Raw genomic sequence first — 12,070 nt, 5'->3', positions numbered from 1 at the left:
GCAATGGCACAGACCAAGCGACAGAAGGCGATCCTCGCCGCCGTGCAGCCGGGCAAGGCCTATCCGGTCGAGGAAGCCCTGCAGATCATCAAGAATACCGCCAAGGCCAAGTTCAACCAGGCCGTGGACGTGGCCGTGCGCCTGGGCGTGGACGCCAAGAAGTCCGACCAGCAGGTGCGCGGCTCGACCGTGCTGCCCGCCGGCACCGGCAAGAGCGTGCGCGTGGCCGTGTTCGCCCCGGCCGGTGCCAAGGCCGATGACGCCCTGGCCGCCGGTGCCGACGCGGTGGGCATGGAAGACCTGGCCGAGAAGATGCAGGCCGGCGACCTGAACTACGACGTGGTCATCGCCACCCCGGACGCCATGCGCGTGGTCGGCAAGCTCGGTACGGTGCTGGGCCCGCGCGGCCTGATGCCCAACCCGAAGGTCGGCACCGTGTCGCCGAACCCGGGCGAGGCGGTCAAGAACGCCAAGTCGGGCCAGGTGCGCTACCGCACCGACAAGGCCGGCATCATCCACTGCACCATCGGCAAGATCGATTTCGCCGACGATGCGCTCAAGAGCAACCTGCAGGCCCTGCTGGCCGACCTGGTCAAGGCCAAGCCGGCGACCTCGAAGGGTACCTACCTGCAGAAGATCTCGCTCAGCTCGACCATGGGCCCCGGCGTCGCCGTGGACCAGGCCTCGCTGGCGCTGAAGTGATCCACCGCGCCGTGCGCCACGCGGTGGCGCACGGTGGCTTCGTCCCCGGTCCCGGAGGCAGGTCGCCGCGCCGGGGCGAGGCGGGCATCGTGAAGATGCAAGGATTGATTGCCCGGCGGTAGCGGCGACGCGCCGCCAGGCAAGTGGTTTTGAAGGCGTTGCTCCGGGCCCCGGCCCGGAGTGGCCCGTCAAAGACCGCAGGTGCGGTCCGCGCTGGTCCAGGCGGGCGGCTTAATTCCGGCCGGCAACGGCGGGCCTGCGTAGATGGTGTCGCCCTTCTGGAGTTTTCTGGTTCCGCCCGGCACGACCGCCAGGCTTGCTCCAGGTCCAGTACGGCCACCACAGGAACGCCATGGGCGTTCCCGGCCTCCAGGAAGGAAGCCGTCCAGGACCGCAACCGGCAGGAGCCGCGAGCGGAGTGTTCAGGCAGGGCCCGGCCCGCCTGCCGGCCGCAAGGCCGGTGCGCGATCCGTGTCCCGCCAGGAGGAGTGCAATGGCTCTCAATCTGTCCCAGAAGCAAGAAGTCGTCGCCGAACTGGCCGACGTCGCCGCCAAGGCCCACTCCCTGGTCGCTGCCGAGTACGCAGGCATCACGGTCGAGCAGATGACCGCGATGCGCAAGAAGGCCCGCGAGACCGGCGTGTTCTTGAAGGTTGTCAAGAACACCCTGGCCGCGCGCGCCGTGGCAGGTACCGAATACGAGTGCGTCCAGGACAAGCTCGTCGGTCCGCTGCTGTATGCGTTCTCGACCGAGGAACCCGGCGCTGCCGGGCGCCTGATCAAGGAGTTCGCCAAGACCAACGACAAGCTGCAGGCAAAGGTCGTCTCGGTCGGTGGTGAAGTGTTCCCGCCGAGCCACGTCGACGTGCTGGCCTCGCTGCCGACCCGCGAACAGGCGCTGGCCATGCTGGCCCGCGTGCTGATCGAGCCGGCCGCCATGTTCGCCCGTGCCGTCAAGGCCGTGGCCGACAAGCAGGGTGGTGGCGAAGTCGCCGCCGAGCCGGCTGCCGAGACCGCCTGAGTCCGACGTTAATGCGGTTCCCGACGGAACCCCCAACCCAGAAAATCATCCAAAGGTAAACACAATGTCCCTTACCAACGAGCAGATCGTCGACGCCATCGCCGAAAAGTCCCTGATGGAAGTGGTTGACCTGGTCAAGGCGATCGAAGAGAAGTTCGGCGTCTCCGCCGCCGCCCCGGTCGCCGTGGCCGCCGGCCCGGCCGCCGCCGCCCCGGCCGAGGAGCAGACCGAGTTCACCGTCGTGCTGAAGGCCGTCGGCGAGAAGAAGGTCGAGGTCATCAAGGCCGTGCGTGCCATCACCGGCCTGGGCCTGAAGGAGGCCAAGGACCTGGTCGAGAGCGCGCCGAAGGAACTGAAGGAAGGCGTGTCCAAGGACGACGCCGAGAAGATGAAGAAGGACCTCGAGGCCGCTGGCGCGACCGTCGAAGTCAAGTAATCGCACTTGTTCCGCCTGTCCTGACAGGTGGTGCACTGAAGGCTGGGGGCGCAAGCCCCCGGCCTTTGGCCGTTGCAGGAACTCGCGTTCCGGCAACACATCGAAAACCAACTTGCAGTAGCGGAGTTGGTAGTTGGAAGCGGCGGGAGATGGCGTGCTGGTGCCGGCAATACCAGCAGCTTCCAACTGACAACTTCATGTCCCCTCCGGCCGCGGACGCGCGGCCTACCAGCCAAGGTGGAAGACTCCATGACGTCCTATTCGTTCACCGAAAAGAAGCGCATCCGCAAGGACTTCGGCAAGCAGCGCTCGATCCTCGAGGTGCCGTACCTGCTCGCCATCCAGGTGGATTCCTACCGCGATTTCCTGCAGGAGAACATCGATCCGGCCAAGCGCAAGGACCACGGCCTGCACGCGGCCCTGAAGTCGGTGTTCCCGATCTCCAGCTACAGCGGCAACGCCGCGCTGGAATACGTCGGCTACAAGCTGGGCGAGCCGGCCTTCGACGAGCGCGAGTGCCGCAACCGCGGCCTGTCCTACGGCGCCCCGCTGCGGGTGACCGTGCGCCTGGTGATCTACGACCGCGAGTCGTCCACCAAGGCCATCAAGTACGTGAAGGAGCAGGAGGTCTACCTCGGCGAGATCCCGCTGATGACCGACAACGGCACCTTCATCGTCAACGGCACCGAGCGCGTCATCGTCTCCCAGCTGCACCGCTCGCCGGGCGTGTTCTTCGACCATGACCGCGGCAAGACCCACAGCTCGGGCAAGCTGCTGTACAGCGCCCGCATCATCCCCTACCGCGGCTCCTGGCTGGACTTCGAGTTCGACCCGAAGGACGCGCTGTACACCCGCATCGACCGCCGCCGCAAGCTGCCGGTGTCGATCCTGCTGCGCGCGCTCGGCTACTCCAACGAGCAGATGCTCGCCGAGTTCTTCGAGATCAACACCTTCCACATCAACCCGGACGAGGGCGTGCAGCTGGAGCTGGTGCCCGAGCGCCTGCGCGGCGAGACGCTGAACTTCGACCTGGCCGATGGCGACAAGGTCATCGTCGAGGCCGGCAAGCGCATCACCGCGCGCCACGTGCGCCAGCTCGAGCAGTCGGGCATCGCCGCGCTGGCCGTGCCCGACGAGTACCTGGTCGGGCGCATCCTGTCGCACGACGTGGTCGATGCGACCACCGGCGAGCTGCTGGCCGCGGCCAACGACGAGATCAGCGAGGACCACCTGGCGGCGTTCCGCAAGGCCGGCGTGGACGCGGTCGGCACCTTGTGGGTGAACGACCTCGACCGCGGTCCGTACCTGTCCAACACCCTGCGCATCGACCCGACCAAGACCCAGCTCGAGGCGCTGGTCGAGATCTACCGGATGATGCGCCCGGGCGAGCCGCCGACCAAGGATGCCGCGCAGAACCTGTTCCACAACCTGTTCTTCACCTTCGAGCGCTACGACCTGTCCACGGTCGGCCGGATGAAGTTCAACCGCCGCGTCGGCCGCAAGGAAGTCACCGGCGAGGCCGTGCTGTACGACCACCAGTACTTCTCCGAGCGCAACGACGAGGAGGCCAAGCGTCTGGTCGCCCACAACGGCGAGACCAGCGACATCCTCGACGTGCTCAAGGTGCTGTGCGAGATCCGCAACGGCCGCGGCGCGGTGGACGATATCGACCACCTCGGCAACCGCCGCGTGCGTTCGGTCGGCGAGATGGCCGAGAACGTGTTCCGCGTGGGCCTGGTCCGCGTCGAGCGCGCGGTCAAGGAGCGCCTGTCGATGGCCGAGTCCGAGGGCCTGACCCCGCAGGAGCTGATCAACGCCAAGCCCGTCGCCGCCGCGATCAAGGAGTTCTTCGGCTCCTCGCAGCTGTCGCAGTTCATGGACCAGAACAACCCGCTGTCGGAGGTCACCCACAAGCGCCGCATCTCGGCGCTGGGCCCGGGCGGCCTGACCCGCGAGCGCGCCGGCTTCGAGGTGCGCGACGTGCATCCGACCCACTACGGCCGCGTGTGCACCATCGAGACGCCCGAAGGCCCGAACATCGGCCTGATCAACTCGCTGGCCGTGTTCGCCCGCACCAACCAGTACGGCTTCCTGGAGACGCCGTACCGCAAGGTCGTGGACGGCAAGGTCACCGACGAGGTCGAGTACCTGTCGGCGATCGAGGAGAACGAGTACGTCATCGCCCAGGCCAACGCCCTGACCGACGTCGCCGGCAAGCTCACCGAGCAGTTCGTGCCGTGCCGCTTCCAGGGCGAGTCGCTGCTCAAGCCGCCGGCGGAAGTGGACTACATGGACGTCTCGCCGATGCAGACCGTCTCGGTCGCCGCGGCGCTGATCCCGTTCCTGGAGCACGACGACGCCAACCGCGCGCTGATGGGCGCCAACATGCAGCGCCAGGCGGTGCCGACCCTGCGTGCGCAGAAGCCGCTGGTGGGTACCGGCATCGAGCGTGCCGTGGCGCGCGACTCGGGCGTGACCGTGAACGCGCGCCGTGGCGGCGTGATCGAGCAGATCGATGCCGGCCGCGTGGTGGTCAAGGTCAACGAGGAGGAGATCGTCGGCGAGACCGATGCCGGCGTGGATATCTACCCGCTGATCAAGTACACCCGTTCCAACCAGAACACCTGTATCAACCAGCGTCCGCGGGTGAACGTGGGCGACGTGGTGGCGCGTGGCGACGTGCTGGCCGACGGCCCGTCCACCGACATCGGCGAGCTGGCCCTGGGCCAGAACATGCTGATCGCGTTCATGCCCTGGCACGGCTACAACTTCGAGGACTCCATCCTGCTCTCCGAGCGCGTGGTGGAGGAGGATCGCTACACCACGATCCACATCGAGGAGCTGACCTGCGTGGCGCGCGACACCAAGCTGGGGCCGGAGGAGATCTCCGCGGACATCCCCAACGTCTCCGAGCAGGCGCTGGGCCGCCTGGACGAATCGGGCGTGGTGTACATCGGCGCCGAGGTGCGCGTGGGCGACATCCTGGTGGGCAAGGTCACCCCGAAGGGCGAGAGCCAGCTGACCCCCGAGGAGAAGCTGCTGCGCGCGATCTTCGGCGAGAAGGCCTCCGACGTTAAGGACAGCTCGCTGCGCGTGCCGCCGGGCATGGACGGCACCGTCATCGACGTGCAGGTGTTCACCCGCGACGGCATCGAGAAGGACAAGCGCGCGCGCCAGATCGAGGAGAACGAGATCAAGCGCGTCAAGAAGGACTTCGACGACCAGTTCCGCATCCTGGAAGGGGCGATCTACGCGCGCCTGCGCTCGCAGCTGGTGGGCAAGGTCGCCAACGGCGGCCCGGGCCTGAAGAAGGGCGACACGGTCACCGACGCCTACCTGGACGGGCTGAAGAAGTCCGACTGGTTCGTGCTGCGCATGAAGGACGAGGAGGCCTCCGAGGCCATCGAGCGCGCCCAGAACCAGATCGCTGTGCACGAGAAGGAGTTCGAGCGCCGCTTCGCCGACAAGCGCGGCAAGATCACCCAGGGCGACGACCTCGCCCCGGGCGTGCTGAAGATGGTGAAGGTGTTCCTGGCGGTGAAGCGCCGCATCCAGCCGGGCGACAAGATGGCCGGCCGCCACGGCAACAAGGGTGTGGTCTCCAACGTCGTGCCGGTCGAGGACATGCCGTACATGGCCGACGGCACCTCGGTGGACATCGTGCTCAACCCGCTGGGCGTGCCCTCGCGCATGAACATCGGGCAGATCCTGGAAGTGCACCTGGGCTGGGCCGCCAAGGGCCTGGGTAAGCGCATCCAGAAGATGCTCGACGAGCAGCGCGCGGTGAGCGAGCTGCGCGAGTTCCTGGGCAGGATCTACAACCACGATGCCGCGCAGACCGGCGAGCGCGTCGACCTGGGCCAGTTCAGCGACGAGGAGCTGATCGGCCTGGCGCGCAACCTGACCGACGGCGTGCCGATGGCCACCCCGGTGTTCGACGGTGCCCAGGAGGACGAGATCCGCTCGATGCTGGAGCTGGCCTACCCGAGCGACGCCCCGGAAACGGTCAAGCTCGGCTTCAACGCCAGCAAGACGCAGATGCAGCTGTACGACGGCCGCACCGGCGAGGCGTTCGACCGCAAGACCACGGTGGGCTACATGCACTACCTGAAGCTGCACCACCTGGTCGACGACAAGATGCACGCGCGCTCGACCGGCCCGTACTCGCTCGTCACCCAGCAGCCGCTGGGCGGCAAGGCGCAGTTCGGCGGCCAGCGCTTCGGCGAGATGGAAGTCTGGGCGCTGGAAGCCTACGGCGCGGCCTACACCCTGCAGGAAATGCTGACGGTGAAGTCCGACGACGTGCAGGGCCGCAACCAGATGTACAAGAACATCGTCGACGGCAACTACGAGATGGTCGCCGGCATGCCGGAGTCCTTCAACGTGCTGGTCAAGGAAATCCGCTCGCTGGGCATCAACATGGAGCTGGAAGACACCTGATGCACACGGGCGCGCATCCAAGGGTGCGCGCCCGCATCGCCGTCCCCGCCTCCATCGAAACGCATTCCTCCTGACGGAGAAACAAAATGAAAGACCTGCTCAATCTCTTCAACCAGCAGCGCCAGACGCTGGACTTCGACGCGATCAAGATTGGCCTGGCTTCGCCCGAGCTGATCCGCTCGTGGTCCTACGGCGAGGTGAAGAAGCCGGAGACCATCAACTACCGTACCTTCAAGCCGGAGCGCGACGGCCTGTTCTGCGCGGCCATCTTCGGGCCGATCAAGGACTACGAGTGCCTGTGCGGCAAGTACAAGCGCATGAAGCACCGCGGCGTGATCTGCGAGAAGTGCGGCACCGAGGTCACCCTGGCCAAGGTGCGCCGCGAGCGCATGGGCCACATCGACCTGGCCAGCCCGGTCGCGCACATCTGGTTCCTCAAGTCGCTGCCCTCGCGCATCGGCCTGATGCTGGACATGACCCTGCGCGACATCGAGCGCGTGCTGTACTTCGAGGCCTACGTGGTGACCGAGCCGGGCCTGACCCCGCTCGAGAAGCGCCAGCTGCTGACCGAGGAGCAGTACCTGACCGCGCGCCAGGAGTACGGCGACGACTTCGACGCCGCCATGGGCGCCGAGGCGGTCTACGACCTGCTGCGCACGATCGACCTGCAGTCGGAGATGACCCGCCTGCGCGAGGAGATCGCCGGTACCGGTTCGGAGACCAAGCTCAAGCGCCTGACCAAGCGCATCAAGCTGGTCGAGGCGTTCCTGGAGTCGGGCAACCGTCCGGAGTGGATGGTCATGACCGTGCTGCCGGTGCTGCCGCCGGACCTGCGTCCGCTGGTGCCGCTGGACGGCGGCCGCTTCGCGACCTCCGACCTGAACGACCTGTACCGCCGCGTCATCAACCGCAACAACCGCCTGCGCCGCCTGCTCGAGCTCAATGCGCCGGACATCATCGTGCGCAACGAGAAGCGCATGCTGCAGGAGTCGGTGGACGCGCTGCTGGACAACGGCCGCCGCGGCCGTGCCATCACCGGCACCAACAAGCGCCCGCTGAAGTCGCTGGCCGACATGATCAAGGGCAAGCAGGGCCGGTTCCGCCAGAACCTGCTCGGCAAGCGCGTGGACTACTCCGGCCGTTCGGTGATCACCGTCGGTCCGTACCTGAAGCTGCACCAGTGCGGCCTGCCGAAGAAGATGGCGCTGGAGCTGTTCAAGCCGTTCGTGTTCGCCAAGCTGCAGCGTCGCGGCCTGGCCACCACGATCAAGGCCGCCAAGAAGCTGGTCGAGCGCGAGGAAGGCGAGGTCTGGGACATCCTGGAGGAAGTCATCCGCGAGCATCCGGTGCTGCTGAACCGCGCGCCGACCCTGCACCGCCTCGGCATCCAGGCGTTCGAGCCGCTGCTGATCGAGGGCAAGGCCATCCAGCTGCACCCGCTGGTGTGCACCGCGTTCAACGCCGACTTCGACGGTGACCAGATGGCCGTGCACGTGCCGCTGAGCCTGGAGGCCCAGCTGGAAGCGCGCGCGCTGATGATGTCCACCAACAACATCCTGTCGCCGGCCAACGGCGAGCCGATCATCGTGCCGTCGCAGGACGTGGTGCTGGGCCTGTACTACATGAGCCGCGCCCTGGAGAACAAGAAGGGCGAGGGCATGGTGTTCGCCAACACCAACGAGGTGAAGCGCGCCTACGACAACCGCGTGGTCGAGCTGCACGCCAAGGTCAAGGTGCGCATCACCGAGACCGAGATCGACGCCGAAGGCAACCGCAGCAAGAAGACCTCGATCGTGGACACCACGGTCGGGCGCGCGCTGCTGAGCGAGATCCTGCCCGAGGGCCTGCCGTTCGAGCTGGCCAACACCGAGATGAGCAAGAAGAACATCTCGCGGCTGATCAACGCCAGCTACCGCCGCCTGGGCCTGAAGGACACGGTCGTGTTCGCCGACAAGCTGATGTACACCGGCTACGCGTATTCCACGCGCGCCGGCGTGTCCATCGGCATCGACGACATGCTGATCCCGGCCGAGAAGAAGGCGATCCTGGGCGAGGCCGAGAAGGAAGTGCTGGAGATCCAGGAGCAGTACCAGTCCGGCCTGGTCACCGCCGGCGAGCGCTACAACAAGGTGGTCGATATCTGGTCGCGCACCAACGAGCGCATCGCCAAGGCGATGATGGACACCATCGGTACCGAGGTGGTGACCAACGCCAAGGGCGAGCAGGTCAAGCAGAAGTCGATGAACTCGCTGTACATCATGGCCGACTCCGGTGCCCGTGGTTCGCAGGCGCAGATCCGCCAGCTGGCCGGCATGCGCGGCCTGATGGCGCGTCCGGATGGCTCGATCATCGAGACGCCCATCAAGGCCAACTTCCGCGAAGGCCTGAACGTGCAGGAATACTTCAACTCCACCCACGGCGCGCGAAAGGGCCTGGCCGACACCGCGCTGAAGACGGCGAACTCCGGTTACCTGACCCGCCGCCTGGTCGACGTGGCCCAGGACGTGGTGGTGACCGAGCCCGACTGCGGCACGCATGGCGGCCTGATCATGACCCCGATCGTGGAAGGCGGCGACGTGGTCGAGCCGTTGAAGGACCGCGTGCTGGGCCGTGTCGTGGCCGAGGACGTGTACCTGCCGGGCAACGACGACGAGCCGGTGATCACCCGCAACACGCTGATCGACGAGCCGTGGGCGGCCAAACTGGAAGAGCTGGGCGTGCAGGCGGTGAAGGTGCGTTCGACCATCACCTGCGAATCGCCGTTCGGCGTGTGCGCGCACTGCTACGGCCGTGACCTGGCGCGTGGCCACCTGGTCAACATCGGCGAGTCGGTGGGCGTCATCGCCGCGCAGTCGATCGGCGAGCCGGGCACCCAGCTGACCATGCGTACGTTCCACATCGGTGGCGCGGCTTCGCGTGCCGCCGCCGTGGACAATATCACCGTCAAGACCACCGGTTCGGTGAAGTTCAACAACCTCAAGTCGGTCGAGCACGGCAACGGTTCGCTGGTGGCGGTGTCGCGTTCGGGCGAGGTGTCCGTGCTCGATGCCCAGGGCCGCGAGCGCGAGCGCTACAAGCTGGCCTACGGCGCCACCATCACCGTCAAGGACGGCGAGGCGGTCAAGATCGGCCAGACCGTGGCCCACTGGGATCCGCACAACCACCCGATCGTCTCGGAAGTGGCCGGTTTCGTCCGCTTCGTGGACTTCATCGACGGCATCACCGTCATCGAGAAGACCGACGAGCTGACCGGCCTGGCCTCGCGCGAGATCACCGATCCGAAGCGTCGCGGCTCGCAGGGCAAGGACCTGCGCCCGCTGGTGCGCATCGTCGACAAGGACGGCAACGACCTGTCGATCCCGGGCACCGACCTGCCGGCGCAGTACCTGCTGCCGCCGCGCTCGATCGTCAACCTGCAGGACGGCGCCGCGGTCGGCGTCGGCGACGTGGTCGCCAAGATCCCGCAGGAGGCGTCCAAGACCCGCGACATCACCGGTGGTCTGCCGCGCGTGGCCGACCTGTTCGAGGCGCGCAAGCCCAAGGACCCGGCGGTACTGGCCGAGCGTTCCGGCGTGGTCAGCTTCGGCAAGGACACCAAGGGCAAGCAGCGGCTGATCATCAAGGATCCGGAAGGCAACGAGCACGAGGAGCTGATCCCGAAGTACCGCCAGATCATCGTGTTCGAGGGCGAGCACGTGACCAAGGGCGAGACCGTGGTGGACGGCGAGCCGAGCCCGCAGGACATCCTGCGCCTGAAGGGCGTCAGCGACCTGGCCGCCTACCTGGTCAAGGAGATCCAGGACGTGTACCGGCTGCAGGGCGTGAAGATCAACGACAAGCACATCGAGGTGATCACCCGCCAGATGCTGCGCAAGGTCGAGATCAGCGACGCCGGCGCCAGCAAGTTCCTGGCCGGCGAGCAGGTCGAGAAGCAGCGCGTGATCGAGGAGAACGCCAGGCTGGTGGCGCGCAACGAGCTGCCGGCGCAGTACGAGCCGGTGCTGCTGGGCATCACCAAGGCCTCGCTGGCGACCGAGTCGTTCATCTCCGCGGCCTCGTTCCAGGAGACCACCCGCGTGCTGACCGAGGCGGCCGTGCGCGGTACCCGCGACCACCTGCGCGGCCTGAAGGAGAACGTGATCGTCGGTCGCCTGATCCCGGCCGGCACCGGCCTGACCTACCACAGCCAGCGCCGTCGCAACGCCTCCGGTCTCACCGAGTCGGAGATGGAGACGCTGGCCGGCGGAGCCGCCCCGGTGGCCGAAGCCGAGACCGAGACCGCCGCCCCGGCGGCCGGCGAGGCCGGGGAGGAGTGATGCGGACGGCCGGCGCCCGGTGCGCCGGCCACCGTCGAACGGGGCAGGGACGCCCCGTTAGCGGTCCCGGGAAGGGGCGGGATTGACAAATCCGTTGCAGTTGACGCTGGATTTGGCAGTCCTCTATACTTGTCTGTCTTGGCAGGCCGTCCGTCGGCCTGCCTTCGTTTTCACGTCCGGCCTCCGGGCCTCATTCAGAAAAGAATCCACTGATGGCGACGATCAACCAGCTGGTCCGCAAGCCGCGGCAGGCGGCCACGTACAAGAGCGCGTCTCCGGCGCTGGATAAGTGCCCGCAGCGCCGTGGCGTCTGCACCCGCGTCTACACCACCACCCCCAAGAAGCCGAACTCCGCGCTGCGCAAGGTAGCCAAGGTCCGCCTGACCAATCAGGAAGAGGTCATCAGCTACATCGGCGGCGAAGGCCACAACCTTCAGGAGCACTCGGTAGTCCTGATCCGCGGCGGCCGTGTCAAGGACCTCCCCGGCGTGCGCTACCACACCATCCGCGGCTCGCTCGATGCCGCCGGCGTGGCCAAGCGTCGCCAGGCGCGTTCCAAGTACGGCGCCAAGCGTCCGAAGAGCTAAGGAAAACAAACAATGTCCCGTAAAGGTTCTGCTCCGCAGCGCACCGTCCTGCCTGACCCCAAGCATGGCAGCGAAACCATTGCCCGCTTCATCAACATGGTGATGCAGAGTGGCAAGAAGTCGGTTGCCGAGAAGATCGTCTATGGCGCGATGGACGTCATCGGCGAGAAGAATCCCAATGCCATCGAGCTGGTCCAGAAGGCGCTCGACAACGTGGCGCCGACGGTCGAGGTCAAGTCCCGTCGCGTCGGTGGTGCCACCTACCAGGTCCCGGTCGAGGTCCGCGCTTCCCGTCGCGTTGCGCTGGCCATGCGCTGGCTGATCGAATCCGCGCGCAAGCGCGGCGAGAACTCGATGCCGCGCAAGCTTGCGGCCGAGCTGCTGGATGCCTCGGAGAACCGTGGCGGCGCCATCAAGAAGCGCGAAGAGACCCACCGCATGGCCGAGGCCAACAAGGCCTTCGCCCATTATCGCTGGTGATCTCCCGGCGGGCCTTGCAGGCAAGGCCCGCCAGCCCCATCTGGGTGCAATAGGCGCATCGTGCGCCGCATCAATCCGAAGGCCGCCG

7 protein-coding genes are annotated in these 12,070 nt (G+C 66.8%); all 7 read left to right on the top strand.

Annotation, left to right across the window (positions count from 1 at the left end; all coding sequences use genetic code 11):
- Positions 1-3 precede the first annotated feature (3 nt).
- The 7 genes from rplA to rpsG all read left to right on the top strand — a co-directional run bounded on the left by rplA (position 4) and on the right by rpsG (position 11,982).
- Positions 4-702, top strand: a complete 699-nt coding sequence (gene rplA / locus BN3794_RS12330; protein ID WP_066097678.1) for a 50S ribosomal protein L1 — start codon at positions 4-6, stop codon at positions 700-702.
- A 493-nt stretch (positions 703-1,195) separates the two neighbouring features.
- Positions 1,196-1,723 carry a 50S ribosomal protein L10 gene (rplJ, locus tag BN3794_RS12325; RefSeq protein ID WP_066097676.1) on the top strand — a complete coding sequence of 176 codons (528 nt, stop codon included), beginning with the start codon at positions 1,196-1,198 and terminating at the stop codon, positions 1,721-1,723.
- 64 nt (positions 1,724-1,787) lie between these two features.
- A complete protein-coding gene (gene rplL / locus BN3794_RS12320) occupies positions 1,788-2,159 on the top strand; it encodes a 50S ribosomal protein L7/L12 (protein WP_066097674.1) in 372 nt (123 codons plus the stop codon).
- Positions 2,160-2,408: 249 nt separating this feature from the next.
- Positions 2,409-6,599 (top strand): DNA-directed RNA polymerase subunit beta, encoded by a 4,191-nt coding sequence (gene rpoB, locus BN3794_RS12315; protein WP_066097672.1) that lies wholly within the window; start codon positions 2,409-2,411, stop codon positions 6,597-6,599.
- A gap of 86 nt (positions 6,600-6,685) precedes the next feature.
- Positions 6,686-10,915 carry a DNA-directed RNA polymerase subunit beta' gene (gene rpoC / locus BN3794_RS12310; RefSeq protein WP_066097670.1) on the top strand — a complete coding sequence of 1,410 codons (4,230 nt, stop codon included), beginning with the start codon at positions 6,686-6,688 and terminating at the stop codon, positions 10,913-10,915.
- 212 nt (positions 10,916-11,127) lie between these two features.
- Positions 11,128-11,502, top strand: coding sequence for a 30S ribosomal protein S12 (rpsL, locus tag BN3794_RS12305; protein WP_066097668.1), 375 nt, complete (start codon positions 11,128-11,130; stop codon positions 11,500-11,502).
- Between the two features lie 12 nt (positions 11,503-11,514).
- Positions 11,515-11,982: a 30S ribosomal protein S7 gene (gene rpsG, locus BN3794_RS12300; protein ID WP_066097666.1), complete on the top strand. Its 468-nt coding sequence runs from the start codon at positions 11,515-11,517 to the stop codon at positions 11,980-11,982.
- Positions 11,983-12,070 lie beyond the last annotated feature (88 nt).

This window comes from Xanthomonas massiliensis, from assembly GCF_900018785.1.
Classification (GTDB): Bacteria; Pseudomonadota; Gammaproteobacteria; order Xanthomonadales; family Xanthomonadaceae; genus Xanthomonas_B; species Xanthomonas_B massiliensis.
The sequence above is the reverse complement of the archived record's forward strand: the minus strand, read 5'-3'. Positions and strand labels throughout refer to the sequence as shown.